Origin of the sequence: Chryseobacterium vrystaatense (assembly GCF_000737765.1) — a bacterium.
Classification (GTDB): Bacteria; Bacteroidota; Bacteroidia; order Flavobacteriales; family Weeksellaceae; genus Chryseobacterium; species Chryseobacterium vrystaatense.
On the sequence record NZ_JPRI01000012.1, the window covers coordinates 335,623 to 350,402 of the forward strand.

General features: G+C 35.6%; 14 protein-coding genes and 1 tRNA gene. 7 read left to right on the top strand and 8 right to left on the bottom strand.

Annotated features, from left to right (window positions below; genetic code table 11):
• Positions 1-439: 439 nt before the first annotated feature.
• The 4 genes from IW16_RS23830 to IW16_RS23845 form a co-directional block, all read right to left on the bottom strand.
• Complete coding sequence (locus IW16_RS23830; protein WP_034750699.1) at positions 440-1,171, bottom strand: hypothetical protein; 732 nt, start codon at positions 1,169-1,171, stop codon at positions 440-442.
• A 5-nt stretch (positions 1,172-1,176) separates the two neighbouring features.
• Positions 1,177-2,160, bottom strand: coding sequence for a hypothetical protein (locus IW16_RS23835; RefSeq protein ID WP_034750702.1), 984 nt, complete (start codon positions 2,158-2,160; stop codon positions 1,177-1,179).
• Between the two features lie 85 nt (positions 2,161-2,245).
• Positions 2,246-2,650, bottom strand: a complete 405-nt coding sequence (locus IW16_RS23840; RefSeq protein ID WP_131327976.1) for a hypothetical protein — start codon at positions 2,648-2,650, stop codon at positions 2,246-2,248.
• A 97-nt stretch (positions 2,651-2,747) separates the two neighbouring features.
• Positions 2,748-3,071 (bottom strand): import component protein, encoded by a 324-nt coding sequence (locus IW16_RS23845; RefSeq protein ID WP_034751374.1) that lies wholly within the window; start codon positions 3,069-3,071, stop codon positions 2,748-2,750.
• A gap of 233 nt (positions 3,072-3,304) precedes the next feature.
• Between IW16_RS23845 and IW16_RS23850 the strand changes: the two genes are divergently transcribed.
• From IW16_RS23850 to IW16_RS26475, 7 genes are all read left to right on the top strand, one after another.
• Positions 3,305-5,161, top strand: coding sequence for a transcriptional regulator (locus IW16_RS23850; protein WP_034750708.1), 1,857 nt, complete (start codon positions 3,305-3,307; stop codon positions 5,159-5,161).
• A 479-nt stretch (positions 5,162-5,640) separates the two neighbouring features.
• The gene (locus IW16_RS23855) at positions 5,641-6,882 is read left to right on the top strand and encodes a PKD domain-containing protein (RefSeq protein ID WP_034750712.1); all 1,242 of its coding nucleotides are present in this window, start codon (positions 5,641-5,643) and stop codon (positions 6,880-6,882) included.
• A gap of 91 nt (positions 6,883-6,973) precedes the next feature.
• Positions 6,974-7,045, top strand: a tRNA-Arg gene (locus IW16_RS23860).
• A gap of 316 nt (positions 7,046-7,361) precedes the next feature.
• Positions 7,362-7,907: a Crp/Fnr family transcriptional regulator gene (locus tag IW16_RS23865; RefSeq protein ID WP_034750715.1), complete on the top strand. Its 546-nt coding sequence runs from the start codon at positions 7,362-7,364 to the stop codon at positions 7,905-7,907.
• A gap of 43 nt (positions 7,908-7,950) precedes the next feature.
• The gene (locus IW16_RS23870; RefSeq protein WP_034750719.1) at positions 7,951-8,340 is read left to right on the top strand and encodes a tautomerase family protein; all 390 of its coding nucleotides are present in this window, start codon (positions 7,951-7,953) and stop codon (positions 8,338-8,340) included.
• Positions 8,309-8,731 carry a cupin domain-containing protein gene (locus tag IW16_RS23875; protein WP_165572035.1) on the top strand — a complete coding sequence of 141 codons (423 nt, stop codon included), beginning with the start codon at positions 8,309-8,311 and terminating at the stop codon, positions 8,729-8,731. The genes IW16_RS23870 and IW16_RS23875 overlap by 32 nt, the downstream gene beginning before the upstream one ends.
• 270 nt (positions 8,732-9,001) lie before the next feature.
• Positions 9,002-9,553, top strand: a complete 552-nt coding sequence (locus IW16_RS26475) for a hypothetical protein (RefSeq protein ID WP_131327977.1) — start codon at positions 9,002-9,004, stop codon at positions 9,551-9,553.
• A gap of 621 nt (positions 9,554-10,174) precedes the next feature.
• On the opposite strand, the gene IW16_RS25970 is transcribed toward IW16_RS26475, so the two are convergent.
• The 4 genes from IW16_RS25970 to IW16_RS23900 all read right to left on the bottom strand — a co-directional run bounded on the left by IW16_RS25970 (position 10,175) and on the right by IW16_RS23900 (position 14,282).
• Positions 10,175-10,702, bottom strand: coding sequence for a hypothetical protein (locus IW16_RS25970; RefSeq protein WP_165572036.1), 528 nt, complete (start codon positions 10,700-10,702; stop codon positions 10,175-10,177).
• Positions 10,684-11,376 (bottom strand): serine hydrolase domain-containing protein, encoded by a 693-nt coding sequence (locus IW16_RS23890; RefSeq protein ID WP_083536165.1) that lies wholly within the window; start codon positions 11,374-11,376, stop codon positions 10,684-10,686. The genes IW16_RS25970 and IW16_RS23890 overlap by 19 nt, the downstream gene beginning before the upstream one ends.
• Positions 11,377-11,865: 489 nt before the next feature.
• Positions 11,866-13,080 carry a hypothetical protein gene (locus IW16_RS23895; protein ID WP_034750730.1) on the bottom strand — a complete coding sequence of 405 codons (1,215 nt, stop codon included), beginning with the start codon at positions 13,078-13,080 and terminating at the stop codon, positions 11,866-11,868.
• Positions 13,081-13,163: 83 nt separating this feature from the next.
• Positions 13,164-14,282 carry a serine hydrolase domain-containing protein gene (locus IW16_RS23900; protein ID WP_034750733.1) on the bottom strand — a complete coding sequence of 373 codons (1,119 nt, stop codon included), beginning with the start codon at positions 14,280-14,282 and terminating at the stop codon, positions 13,164-13,166.
• Positions 14,283-14,780 lie beyond the last annotated feature (498 nt).

The following is a 14,780-nucleotide window of genomic DNA, read 5'->3' on the forward strand; positions in this document are numbered from 1 at the left end:
TGCAATAAAAACAAATAAAATAAATCGTTGACTAACAATCAATTACTGAGTTATCCACAAATAATTGTGGATAAGTTGTGAATTTTAACATTAAATTGATGCTTCGTATTGAAAATTGTGCTACATTTACTATGTAATACAACTGAAATGAAATCTTTTTTTGCTTTTTTCAGCTTTGAAATTGCAATTAAATTTGAAATAAAAATTTAAGCACAGCATCGTCGGCTGTGCTTTTTTTAATTGTTGTCTAATTAAAAAAATGAGATGTTTTTATCTACTGGATCCGCTTCTAAAGAGCGGGTCCTTTCTTTTATAAGGCTGTACCCATTTTTTGGAAACATCATAAGAATTGGAGATTCTCATAAGTTGGAGACTGAACAAAAAATTAAAGTTTAAAGAATAGAAATCTTATTGACAGTCTTTGTCTGACTTGACAATCTTACTCTCTTTCAAACTTTTTTAAAGTTCCGTTTTGATTAAGTTCTATGGAATAACGTTCCCTGCTTCCATTGATACTGCCCGGAAACCACCGGAGATTTCTGTTGGAGATTGATATATAAATGCTGGTTAAAGGTTTTGCACCTTCTATACGGGTTATTTTTTCACTATAAACCTGGGCAGCTTTAGCAACATTTACAAAATTTATTTTTTCCAAAGAAATAAGACGACTTTGAATATAATCTCTTACGGATATCTGCTCAGGCCTGGGCTCTGACCATTTTTCGTCTTTGTACTCATAATTATCAATATATTCAGGATTCGTAGGATGCTGGAGCATAGCACGAATACTTCCATCATCATAGAAGTGGATGACAGAATACATATAAATCTGTTTTCCGGCATACTGAGGAAGTTTTCTCAAATCTTCCTCAGCTCTCTTCAGTTTCTCTTCATTTGTTAGAAAATCAGTGTTTTTACCTTCTTCTTTATGGGTATCGCTATGTGTTTTAGTGTGTTTTTCTATGACAGTTGTGACAAGGTGCTGTGCTTCTTCGATTTGCCTTTCTACAGTAGCGCTGTAATGATCCGGAACGGTACCCGGAACCTTTTCATTCTTAAGCTGAGCGGTGGTATCAACCTTTGGATCAAAAGTGTCTTTAATACTTTGAGAACCCTTTTCGCAGCCCGCTAATACCATACTGCTGATTATTATGATGATTGATTTTTTCATGGTGTTCAACTTATATTTTCCATATCATCTGCAAATGCAATACGATCCGGATCTTCTTTTAAGTAAAAAATATCAATAGTCGCCTGTGTCATACTCGCCAGATCAAGCAGGTTTACAATCTTTTTGATATCGGTTATCCTGGTTCTGTTCTGCTCATCAACATATTCGAGTTTAAACAAAACCATTGGCTGCGCATTGATATAAGTTCCGGTCTTATGAGCACTGACCAATCTTGCTGTTGTTCTAATTCCTTTGAACTTGATCAGCTCCAGTTCTCCTTTTTTTCCATTGATGATCCTATTTAAAAAGTAGGAAAAAATACCATTACACAACAACAATATTGCAGGACAGAGGATCAAGGGATGCCAATAAATGATAAACCTCCATCCCATCCCGTTATTTTCCGTTTGATACGAGTAGATGTAATACCCAATCACCAGAGTAACGATAGCCAGCCACCCCATAGTGATCAGAAAAATGATGGAGATATTGAAACTGACCTCACTTCCCGCAAAAATAAAGTATGGCATTTTTTTAACGTCTTTATCAATCAGTAGTTCAACAGTTTTTCCTTCTTCAAACCGACGCTGTTGCGGTTTTGAATCATTAACAACTGTTTTTTGCGAGATTTCTGTATTCACCAGATTTTTAAAATAAAGGACGAGTTCATAGACATCATATTTGCTGCCGGGTTTGGAAATTTTTACTGACTTGATAATGTCGGCTTTACGGCGAATGCCATATTTAGCTAAATGAGTAATATTTCTTTTGGCTACAAAATTTATCACGATCCATTTATAAAACCAATTACCGATTATAATGCTCCATAAAAGAACAGAAACGGCTAGCAGCCCTAATGCAAACCAGGGATTGGCGTCACCAAGAATCGGCGGCTCAGCACTTTTTATATTGTAATAGAGGATCATAGGAAATGGTATCGCAAAAAAAAGCATATACAGTATCCAGAATATTCCAAATGCATTTTTCATATTTTTATTTTTTAGCTAATACCCGATTCTTTTTTTGTCAGGGAGAGGAATCTGACCCAAATCATTCCATTTAGGGTATATGAAGTTACTGTTTTTCGCCAATATTCATGATGTCACTTACTTCATTAATAGCATTCTGTACTTTCCGTGAACCAAATAAGCCAACCACCATAGGCACTCTTATTTCTCTCCCACCTTTATTAAAGATGAAGAAAGCCGTACTGTCCATGGTGATCAACAAGTACTTTCCAACCAACACATAAAACTGCTCAAATTCATCAAAACGATAGACGGCTTCACGGGTCAGTAAATGATTTTTGTGGATGATGATTTTTGCCTGTGGATCAATGGACAGTTTCTTGGTTGTTTTTAATAAATTGACGAAGGCAAGAATTACAAATAAGGCAGCTGCCCAAAGTCCGATCTTTTTTTCGGAAGGAATTATACAGTATAAAACAGCGGCAACCATCAGACACACTATAAACCGCATCACACCAACCGGTATATTATTTTTTAGATGATACCTGCTTCCATCCTATGTAAAATATTTATAATTCATGACTATTCAATTTTTAAATTAAATACCATCAACCAATAAAGTCAAACTTGTCCTCAAACATTTTACCCAATAAAGGTATAGGTCTTTCTGCACCGTTGGCCGCATTGATAATTCCTAAAATGCAGAATATCAGAATGAGAAGCCCGACTATTCCTAAAAACGACAAGACAGGTGCAACGGCAGCCAGAATTCTCATGATGATATTGAAAACGATAGATACGATCATTATTCCAAGCGACTGTCTCAAATGGTATTTAAGTAAAGAATCTGCCTGGTCTTTTCCTGCGACGTAAGCGATAATCCATCCTATTGGAGTAATATAGGAAATGACGGATAAAGTTTTATTATTCATAATGTGATCATTAAAATTGTTCTGCACTATTGCCGGTACAAATATTTGAACAATAGACAAGCTTTGCAAACAATGCTATTCTACAAAGCATCTACATCAGGAAACGCAGCATCTACAATACGTCTACAGAAATAAAAAAACCACTAAAATTCAACAACTTACACTTAATTACAAACCGTTATATTTATTGATCTATATGGTTTCGTTCAACAATTTGTTTTAATTTTAGTCCAATGAATTCTGTATTATATCGGTCGTTTATATTTATATGTCTCTGCATAGGTTCAGGCTGTTGTGCTCAAGGTCTTTATGCTGACAGTATTCAGCTGGCCATTAACAATCCGAATCTACAGGAGCAATCTAAACCGGATTTACTCAACCGGCTTGCTGAATCTTACAGAATAAGCCGAAATTATACTGAAGCGGAAAAAAAAGCCAGACAAAGTGCCCGCATTGCCATTTATTATAAAAATTATCCGGAAGCAGCAAAAGCCTATACCCTACTCACCGTTATTAAAGCCAATAACCAACAGTTAAAAACGCTAAAACAAACGAGTGACTCAGCCCTGGTACTTGCCCAGCAGGCTAAAAATCCTATAGCAATGGCTCATGGATATTATGCCCAGGCATTTTTATATAAAACACTGGAAGATCCTGAAAAGAGAATAAAATTCTGTCAGCTTGGATTAAAACAACTGGAAAAATCGCCTGATCCTTATATTGCCGCCAAATTATATTATCAGCTATATGCAGTAAACTCAGACTGGAATAATACAGCACAGGTTAACAATTATGCCAAAAAAGCCACCCAAAATGCTCTGAAGACAAAAGATTACAACCTGCTCAGTAACTGTTATGCGGCCTTATCTGTAGCGCATGAATATAATTATAACGCTTCCAAAGAGCAGCAGGAGCCTGACAGTATTTTATTTTATCTTCATAAAGCAGAAGCTCTTTACGTTAAATATCCTAAACAAGTCGCAAAATATACTCATGCCATCACGTGTATTAATATTGCAAGTGTTTACTTGAAATATTTTCCGGCTGATGATAAAACAGCGGAATCCAAAGCCGTTTATTACGCTCAATCAGCTGCGGATCTTTTGAAAAATGTTCCCAATACTCAGGAAGTTACTGCAAGCAGCCTGGGAATCTTAAGTGAATTTGCATCAAGGAAAGGAAATACTGCATTAGCTGAAAAGTATTTGCTGACTGCTTACGATCTTATGAAGACCGGCGAGCATCCTTATTATTACACACTCATTAATGTAGCTCAGGCTTTATCAGCCTTGTATAAGAAGCAGGGAGATTTCAAAAAAGCCCTTGCCTTTCAGGAAGAGGTCACGGAAAACAGCAATAAAAACTTTAATCAAAAACAGGCTCTGAATGCACAAAAACTTGAAATACAGTTCCAAACAGAAAAGAAAAATAACGAATTCAAGGTATTAAAGGAAAAAGAAGAAAGCCATAAAAAGCAGAACTATTTATATGCGTGCATTGCTGTGGCCTCCTTGCTGGGATTGCTTTTTATGTTTCGTTCGTACCATTTCAAACTGCGGCTTTCCTTAGAGCGTGAGAAGCAGCTGCAATTGGAGAACCATGAATCTGAAATGCAGGTCAAGCTTGAAAAAGAGGAAAAAGCCCGTCTTAAAGCAGAACAACAACTATTGGAAGCACAGCAGCAGCAGTTACAAAAAGAAGCTATGGCCAATGCTCTCCAGTTGGAGCATAAAAACCGCGTCCTCCATACAATAAAGGATAAGCTTGGAGATGATAATTCGCTGAATATGCAGAAAATAGTCAGGGAGGAAATGGTACTGGATAATGATTTTGAAGAAGCCAAATTGAGGATACAGCAAATTCATCCGGAATTTTTTAACCTGATCAATGAAAAAGCAAGGAAAAACCTCACCCTTCTCGACATGAAGCTCTGCGCCTATCTGTACCTTAAAATGGATACCCGCCAGATTTCGCAGCTGATGCATATTGAACCAAAAAGTGTACGGATGAGCCGCTATAGAATCAAACAGAAACTCGGGCTTGACAAAGATGAAGACCTGAATGCATTTCTGTATAAACTAGGAAATTAATTCATCACAGATATTCTTTTAATATTCTTATGCTGTCATCAGATTGCTGATATTTTACATCAGCAGATTAACACCTACGTATTAGATACTACTCTTTATCGATCAGGGTTTGAAATAAATCCCTGAAAGGAAATTATGATTAATTTCGAAGACGATTAGCAGCGAAAATGTTATACAACCTAAACATAATATCTTTACACAGACAACAAATTCGTTGCAGGATTAATAATAATTCACTGTTTTTTACATAACTTTAAAACCTTATATAAGTTTAATCAATCAAATATATTTTTTATGAAGAAAAACTACCCTTTATCATCACAGGCTTCTGCCCTAATTCCTTTTTCAGGGTTTGAGAATGCGTTCTCCACAATAAAAACCAAAAGACTAAACATTTCATACTAGTTATTATAGCCTGTGGGCTACTCTGATTTTCGGGTAGTCCGCTGGTTTTTTAACTGATTTAAAATTTAATTTTTATGATTAATTCAATTAAAAACACCCTGACTCTTATCCTGTTCAGTCTTTCCATCCTAATCTCTGCCCAAGCGGATCAGGTCTTATTTATTGGCAACAGCATGACGTATTTCAATGATATGCCAGTAGTGTTTAAGGATCTCGCTGCATCAAAAGGCAAGAATGTTGAGGTTACCTCCTATACGTTGGGAGGCACAGGATTTGTAAATCACGTCAACGACAATGCTCTTTACCAAACCATTAGGTCCAAAAATTACAAATACGTCGTTATGCAGCCCGGAACTTCTGAATCTGGCGGAGCTTCTTTTCCTGTTTCGGTGACAGCAGAAAGAGGCAGAAAACTTAAAGATTCTATAAGAAAGTACAGCCCATGCTCAAAGATTTTTTTATACGAAATTTCTAATGGCATTGCTTCCCAAAATGGGTATGCCGGATATTTTGCCACTCAGAAAGTCATCAAGGATTCTATCACAAAAATGTCGAACCTTATGCAAACCGAAATGATCCCGGCAGGAGAAGCTGCAAGAGCACATTATACAGCAACACAGGATCTCGCATTACATAATTCATACGGTGATGTCCATCCTAATCCCCAGGGTAGTTATCTGATAGCTGCTTCTGTATATGCAACCCTTTTTCAGGACAGGATCTTCCCATCTTCTTTTCTTAATGGAATGACACAGAACAAAGCTGAGTATTACCAGCAGCTGGCAGACGGAACTTTTTTTAACAATCCGGCACAGTGGAATTCGAATGTTTTCAATATTCATTCCGGCTTTTCTGTAGCTGGCAATGGACAGCATGTTACTTTCTCCAACCTTTCTGCAAATTATGATACCTTATTATGGTCATTCGGAGATGGAACAACTTCAACTTCTGTAAATCCTGTTCATTTATATGCCGCATCCGGATCTTATACCGTAGCTCTTACTGTAACGAGGAATTCATGCTCTGAAACCTTCATTAAGACCGTGAACACCAACCAGCTTTCAGTTTCTGATTATGCTGTACGCAGTTTTCAGTTTTATCCAAATCCTGTTTCAGACACAGGCTATTTAAAGACCGCGAAATTCGTTAAAGAGATTGAAATTTACACTATTGATGGCAGAAAAACTCAAACCATCGTCTATTCAAAAGCGCATGATATAAAAATTGATTTTTCATCTTATACAAAAGGTGCTTACCTCTTAAATGTCACTTTTGAAGACGGCAGTTCTGAACAATTAAAAATCGTTAAACAATAAGCCGAGATGGCCGAATTTTAACATATAGAAGACCTTGCAGAGAAGCAAGGTCTTTTTTATTTAAATTAATCCGTATTTTTATTCCTTTCAAGGCCTCATAGTTCAACGGATAGAATAGAAGTTTCCTAAACTTTAGATCCAGGTTCGATTCCTGGTGGGGTCACAAGACAGGAATCACCTCTTTTTTTAATGATTTTATGTTTATTACCACAATCCAACAAGCTGTTTAACATTAAGATAGAATCTAAAACAACACTTATTATGAATCGTTCGATATGTCTTACCATTAAATTCAAGTTTTTCTGGAAAAGTCGAACGAATTATTTCTCGTTTTGTTTCAATACATCCGTTTTCATATAGAAATGGAAGATATCCTACAGCTTTGAGAGCATCATCAATTTTAGCAGAAATTTTACTGTCAATTTCCCCCTAGCATAAAGTCTCGCATGTTGAGGTTTTAATTCCTAAATTTACAACATATGATCACGCAAGAAATTCTACATAAAATAAAACAAACCGGAGAAAAAATTGTGATTAAAAAAAACGATTTTTTTGTTAAAGAGAATGCTATTTGTGACCATATTGGAGTTGTTGAAAGTGGCACATTATATTCGTATTTTGAAGATTCAGACTGCCATATGGTTGTCAACGAATTATATGCAAAAGAATCCATAGTTACCTCCTATAGAAGTTTTCTCACAGCGATCCCCTCACCTGCTTCAATCAAAGCTTATTCTGACACCGAAATTTATGTGATTTCAAGAGAAAAATATAACGAACTGGGAAAGGATAAACAGTGGTTAGAAATGTTTAAAAATTTATCTGATCAATTATATATAAATAAATGTTTTAAAGAAACATCTCTGATCAAATTAAATGCGAAAGACCGGTACTTAGAATTAATTTCTGTTCGGAAAAATATAGAACAGGATTTTCCACAGCATTTAATTGCATCTTATCTTAAAATTCGCCCTGAAACGCTCTCAAGACTGAAAAGACTTGACCTATGTCAAGATAAAAGCTGAATTTATTGTCTGAGCTTTGCAGTGACAATAAAAAGATATAACAATGCCACTAGTAAGAATTTCACTGTCCGAAGCATGCTCTTCAGAAACTCAGAACTCAATTTCACAAGCCATTCATCAGGCTTTAATGGAAGAATTTAATATTCCAAAAGATGATTACTTTCACATCATCGAGAGTCTTTCACAAAATCAATTAAAATTTCCGAGCACCTATCTGGGAATAGAACATACAGGAAATATCGTTTTTGTGCAGATTATTGCTGCAATTGGCAGAAATGTCGAACAAAAAAAGAAGCTTTATCAAAAGATCTCTCAGTTGGTCAGCCAAAACACCCACATCAAATCACAGGATGTGATCATTACCCTACTAGAAAATGCTAAGGAAAACTGGTCTTTTGGAAATGGAGAGCTTCCAACCTTTAATCACATTTGATATGGTGGAGATTAACAATGCGCTAGAGATTATCGAAAACCTTCCCCCCGATAATATTATGAATCAAAAAGTCTCTTTTCTTACAGGTGACGAGAATGCTTCCTTATTTATCATCGAACTTAATTACAATCAGAGCCTTCCCCCACATTATCATACAAAAGATATAGAAATATATTATATTTTGTCTGGTCAGGGAACTATAACGACTAAATTTTACAGCCAGGAAAAAAATACAGATCAACTATCTCAGCCCGTTAAAAAAGGAGACTCATTTACGATTCATCCTTTTCAAATCCATCAGATAAGCAATCAGTATTCCGAAACGCTACAAATTTTAGCTTTAGCACCCAGCAGTCACAATGGAAAAGATCGCCACTTCGCGGAATTATGATTTTTTTTTACTAAGCAATAGAGAGTAAATATTTTTATTATCCTTACTACTCTTATCAATATAAAATACAAACCTGCTGACCATTAGCAGGTTTGTATTTAGTGATTATGTTAAGAGGCATTATTCCCGAGAGCTAACTATCTCACTTGCTATTCTTATGCTGATTGTGTTGGATATCCAGCCTATCTTAAAATGGTTAATTATAACTATGTATTGATCGAATACATAACTATATATTTGCCGCAAATTATTAACTAAAATTAATCTATCGTGAAAAAAATACTTTTAATATCAGTATTATTATTGTTTATATTAAATTCCTGCCACATTAGCGGCAGTTTCAAAGGGCTCTATAGTTACTATGATAAAACTAAAAAAGAAAGTCCTGATTTACTTCTAAAAAGCAGTACGAATATTTGTAGTTTAACATATAGTAGTAATGTTTATATAATAAACGGACAGAATCTGAAAAACTGCCTAAAACAAGAAGATAAAAGTATGGTGTTTATCTGGTCGCCTAAATGTTCAAGCAGAGTCTGTATACCTTTAGATGTTGTTCAAGAATATTGTACAAAGAACCATATTACACTATCTATTGTCGCAGAATACTATGATTCAGAGTTGATGAAGAAAGTTTACAATATAAAAAAACCAATATTCGGTATTGATACCGAATTTTACCAGACAGATTTAACTGACCGTTATCTTAATGCATTCATGAATGACATTGCACAAACGAATTACTCTAATAAAAGATATTTATACTTTGAGAAAGGAGTATTAAAAAATATGACAGATGAATTAGATCTTTCAAATTTATAATGTGACATCTGATGTATTGTAATCAAGGGAATAAAATCGGAGGATACTCATAGATGCCTCTTTTTATGAATGAGCTACATAATATGGCATCTGCAAAATGTGAATACATTTAGTTAATAGAGCCGGCTTATTTTCTGCATTGACCGGACTTCGTTTTTCTGATATTAAAAAACTATTATGGGATGATATACAAGCCTCTTTGGATAATTTTTATATTTCATACAAACAGAGTAAAACTGGAAATGCAGAATACTATCCCATTGCAGATAAAACGTTAAAAATACTAGACCCTCCCAAAGAAAATTGTAAAAAAGTTTTTGGAGGAGTTTAGTATGATGAAATTATTAAACTTCTTAAACTACGGGTATGAGAATGGTTTTAATGAGGAAATTCATTAAGGTCGTATTCCTTCTCTACTTCCTGAAATTTTTCTTTTAGCTTTTCAGCACCTTTTTTCCCAAGTGCTCTCTGCTTGCAGAATCAGTCTTTTTCGGACTTGAAATTATGTGCAGTATCCGTTTCATTTTTTATTTCTTTGAAATTTGATGTTGCAAAACTATTCTTATTTGCTAATTCCATGAATACAACGCATCTTAAAAAATATTGATTTTTGATGGCAGTTTATTTTATTCGTATGGCTTTTTTATTGCCATTTACAGTAAAGCTGATAATACCATTTAAATCATTTGAAAATTTATAATCCGCTTTATTTTCTGTAATATAAAAGTCCAACTCCGTTGTAAAATACATTTTGCTTTGAATGGGAATGTTTAGCCATAGACCGTTTTCTTTTTTCACAATAGCTACCATATCTCCATCAAGTAGATAAGTACCAACATAATTTTTTAGAATATCATCAGTCAAAGTAACCGTTTTTTTCACTGCTGGATTATAAAAACAAGCCCATTTATAGACGTTTGCCACACTATTGATTATTTCATTTAATATACCTAAATTGTCAGAATTAACCATTACAACCACTCCGTTACCATATTCAAGACTAGCCCTGTACTGACACGCAAAACCTTCGTTTGAGCCACTGAGCTGAAAATATTTTTCGTTTCCTTTCTTATTTATAAAAACTCCAAATGCATTTATATTATCTAAGTAAGGTGTTAACCTTAGCCTTGTCATCTCAGGAGAAAGCACTTTTCCCGATTTTCCCTGATAAGAAAGTTGCGTTTCAATGATATATTTACCCAAGTAGTTGGGTTTGTCCAAAGTCCTGTCGCTCCTTTTTCCGGATAAATATTGTATTTGCCATCTTTCATCTCCTCACCATAACGGTTGTATCCTGTCGCTAATAGATTTTGTTTGTCCAGTGGAGGAGGTTGGGTAAAAAAACTGTTATTCATTCCCATGGGCTTCAATACTTGCAGCCACATGTAATCTTCATATTTTTGTTGTGTTATATCAGTGACAATTAATTGCGAAATTGTTGTGCCTCCACCCGAATATTCCACCTTTTTACCAGATTCATACATAGAACGAACCGCTGGTGAATTAGCGGGGCTTTTGCCATCTAATATTTCGCTTAATGTGGGTATACTATCGCCTTGGGGATAGCCCATAAAACCATGAACTGTCCACCCCGCAGTATGACTTAACAGATTTGCCGTGGTGATCTTTTTATTGTTAGATAAAGAAGCGTACGGAAATTTCCATGTTTTTAAATAGTTATTTATATCAATATTTAAATCCAATTTTTTATCCTGGACCAGTTTTAAAACACCCACTCCGTTCAATGATTTGCTTAGGGATGTCCAAATACCATATTTCCGAAAATACCCAATAATACAAGCGTCGTTACCTTTTTCATTTATATGTTTTTATATTAGAAGATTGTTGAAGCGGTTCTCAAATTGCAACCCCGCGTTTCGAGGATAGTAGGTCAATTCCAGAGACTTCTTTTTCAACCGTTTGCTGTAGCTTTCCTGCAGGTTTATTTTTTCATTATGATAGCCTTTCAGTCCATAATACATTGGATAATTTTCTGTTGGGATATTCCCTTATTATGTGACATACCTTCTGCAATCGATTTTTCAGAGTTATCTTTTAATTTTCTCCACCTGTAATTCTATAAATAACAAACAGATTTCATTCGAAAAATAAGTCGCATCAATAGATAAACTTTCTTGTTCTGGCTGTAGTGTAGTTTCGGAATCTTTACAAGCATCATATACCCTTTAAGAGTACTGACTGAGTACTCGGATTCTTTTGAAATCTGATCATAAGTTGGTTTTCCAATAATATGTCGGAACAGTGTCCGCAGATCAGGTAAAATTTAATACTAATCCTTCTTAATCTAAATATTATTCTATGAATCTATTCCCTGTTGTGCGCCCGAAGATAACCAACACGTCAAAGGCCTTGATAAATTTACCAAGATAGGGATTGACATTCACTTTTCCTTGGCCTATCGCATCACGTAATGGTCTAAGGTCAAAAAGTGCCCATTCATCTCCCTGAATCTGACTATAAAATGGAGCGAACATATCCAATTCTTTATCAGTTGAAACATCATAAGGAATTATAGCCTGGGTGTTATCTACCGGTGCCATTTGATTAATTGTGCCAATCTTTCCAAAGACGAGAATATGTAAAGACAGTTTGCCACTTGCATCAGCGAGGTTATCGGCTAAGCTTCCTACCTCAAAAGAACCTTTGAGGTCATCCGTCCTGCCTACATGGTTGGCTCCAAATTTAAATAGCAGCTTTGGAATATTGATGGCATCTTTTGTAATATAAGAAGATAGATAATTAAGTAGATTCTTCTTCATCATGTTGGTTCTGGCGACATATGAATTGTTGGTAAAAATCGGTAGACTTGACCTCAGGTCACGAAGCATTTTTTTACACTCGTTACTTTCATTTCTAAAGGAAAGCAATAGGGAATCTACGATGGAGGCTTTCAGCTTATAAGCACTGAAATCATTATAACGGTCAATATTCTTATAGATCGGGCGATCATGTAGAGCATATTCTTTCGCCTTTTTGAGAGCCAAATCCCTGTTAATTGGTGATTTTGCCATTCTGCCCAACGTATTAAAAAAAGTGCCTAACGACAAAAAGCTGATTTCATTCAAACCCCATATATCGGTATGGGCTAATGTCATCTGCCTCGCCAGTTCCATTTCCGTTTGATAACTGTAAAAGGCAAAATCGTAAGGATTCTGCTTAAAGTAGCTACTATAGCCCATGGTGTTTAAGCTTGTCTCTTTTAATTTACCCGCGGTATAGGGGTCGATCTCTACCACTAATGCTTCCGGTTTGAACACATCAGCCACGTTCATGGTAAACACGGGTATCTCGGCTTCCCCGTGTTGTTCGCCTATTAAAACAATCTGCGCTTTGTTAATCTCCGCTCTTAAACTGTCCCATCCTTCTCCGTTAAAACCTTTGGTATCGTAATGGAACACCCTTTTATGAATAAGGCTGTCAAATTTTGGATTTTTAACTGTTTGGGCAAGGATAGTGCCGGTACTAATAAGAGATAATAGTACTATCAGGCTTTTACATATCTTCATTAATTGATGGAATAAGGTTATAAGTTAATTTTATAGGCATCGGTTAATTTACTCATAAAAAATTGACAGGTTATTGGGCGTTTTTAATCAAGCAATATACCTACAATTTCCTCCCACAAAGCCCGTAACTGTCTCTCTTTTCTACTATCGATAAGAGTTCCCGCATTTACACACAGGGCAACGCTGGTATTTTTGGAAGGAAAATAAAAAGCATAGGCTCCGGCTCCGGCACCACTACCCTCGTGTCCGATTGCCTGCAGGCCACCATCGGTTTTATAAAATTGTAGTCCTAAGCCATATATCGGAGTACCCTGATAACTAGCCGCTACCTTCATTTCTTTCAGCGATGCGGATGAAAGTACGGTTTCATCATGGAGCAGTTTGTAATAAAACCTAGCTATGTCCTGAACGGAAGCAACAATACCGTCATCACCAATGAAGGTAAGTACTGTACCCAACTGCAACTCGCTCACATTGTTAAAAATGCCATCTACTTCCAGATAGTTAGCCGTCGTCCCTTGAGGAGCTGTAGTGCTTGTCGAGCCTGCTATATAATAGGTGTTGGAAAGTCCAATGGCGTTAATTATTTTGTCCATAATATACGTTCGATGCCCGTTTGGAGTAACGCTATCAATAATAAGAGCCAACAAGTGATAATTTATATTACAATAACCAAATGTGGCGCCGGGCGTAAATTTTGCTGGTTGATCGTATACATAGCTCAATACCTGTTCGCTTGCCATAGGCAGTGGCCCTGCAAAAACATCATTTAAAAACTGATTGTTATCTAAATAATCAGGAAGACCTGATGTCATATTAAGCAGTTGCCTTACCGTAATAATATTTCCGTTTGGAAGTTTATTACAAATGTTAGGAAGATAAGTGTTTACTTTGGCGTCAAGATTAATTTTGCCCGCCTCTTTCAGTTTTAGAACAGCAATTGCGGTAAAGGTTTTTGAAATACTCTGCATATAATGAAGTGCAGAAGAGGTCATCGGCTTTTCATTAATTACTGCGTCTCCTGCAACCAAGGTATAATTCTCGGAAGCTGTCTTTACACTAAGGCTTAAGCCGGGGAAGCTGGACAAAGCTGTATCAAGTTTTTGCTGTGCCCGCACTTTTTTATCAGATAAGGGGTTTGAATCGTCATTGCTACATGATGTGATAAAAATGACAACAGCTAGTAATAAAAACTTTTTCATAAAATGTAATTAGAATTATTTAAAGGCAAACTTCAAATAATTCTAATTAGAAGAGGTTTCAAAAGCTTAAAAGTGGAGAAAATGGGACTTATTTGCTGGTGATATGGATTATTAAGCATCATTTTTTATCATTCTAAAATTTTCAGTTCTTTAAAAATAGATTTTATAATGTCTTTCCTGCAGTTTAAAAAATTTGATGAATTCAACTTTCTATCCGGCTAAATCCGGATGGCAAAAAAGCATATATTATTCTTGCCCTCAATGTAACCTAAGCCCCCACCATGCTGTATTGATGCCAGTTTGCCTGTTCCAGCCTGTTTTTGAACCTATAATGTATCTGTCGGTCCGTTACCATCACTTTTTTACTATCTTTTGATTTTCTTTTGGAAGTCTCTCTTGATAAAGTTTCCTCATTAATGTTCTTAATTATTTTTTCACCATTTCCATATTTCCTTTATGAGTTTCCAATCAGGCTTCAGCTCTATTCATAAAATTCTC

What these genes read in the sequence shown, in the direction of transcription:
- IW16_RS23830 (WP_034750699.1), bottom strand. Translation starts at nt 1,171, where the DNA reads ATGAAAAAATCAATCATCATAATAATCAGCAGTATGGTATTAGCGGGC.
- IW16_RS23835 (WP_034750702.1), bottom strand. Translation starts at nt 2,160, where the DNA reads ATGAAAAATGCATTTGGAATATTCTGGATACTGTATATGCTTTTTTTT.
- IW16_RS23840 (WP_131327976.1), bottom strand. Translation starts at nt 2,650, where the DNA reads ATGCGGTTTATAGTGTGTCTGATGGTTGCCGCTGTTTTATACTGTATA.
- IW16_RS23845 (WP_034751374.1), bottom strand. Translation starts at nt 3,071, where the DNA reads ATGAATAATAAAACTTTATCCGTCATTTCCTATATTACTCCAATAGGA.
- IW16_RS23850 (WP_034750708.1), top strand. Translation starts at nt 3,305, where the DNA reads ATGAATTCTGTATTATATCGGTCGTTTATATTTATATGTCTCTGCATA.
- IW16_RS23855 (WP_034750712.1), top strand. Translation starts at nt 5,641, where the DNA reads ATGATTAATTCAATTAAAAACACCCTGACTCTTATCCTGTTCAGTCTT.
- IW16_RS23865 (WP_034750715.1), top strand. Translation starts at nt 7,362, where the DNA reads ATGATCACGCAAGAAATTCTACATAAAATAAAACAAACCGGAGAAAAA.
- IW16_RS23870 (WP_034750719.1), top strand. Translation starts at nt 7,951, where the DNA reads ATGCCACTAGTAAGAATTTCACTGTCCGAAGCATGCTCTTCAGAAACT.
- IW16_RS23875 (WP_165572035.1), top strand. Translation starts at nt 8,309, where the DNA reads ATGGAGAGCTTCCAACCTTTAATCACATTTGATATGGTGGAGATTAAC.
- IW16_RS23895 (WP_034750730.1), bottom strand. Translation starts at nt 13,080, where the DNA reads ATGAAGATATGTAAAAGCCTGATAGTACTATTATCTCTTATTAGTACC.
- IW16_RS23900 (WP_034750733.1), bottom strand. Translation starts at nt 14,282, where the DNA reads ATGAAAAAGTTTTTATTACTAGCTGTTGTCATTTTTATCACATCATGT.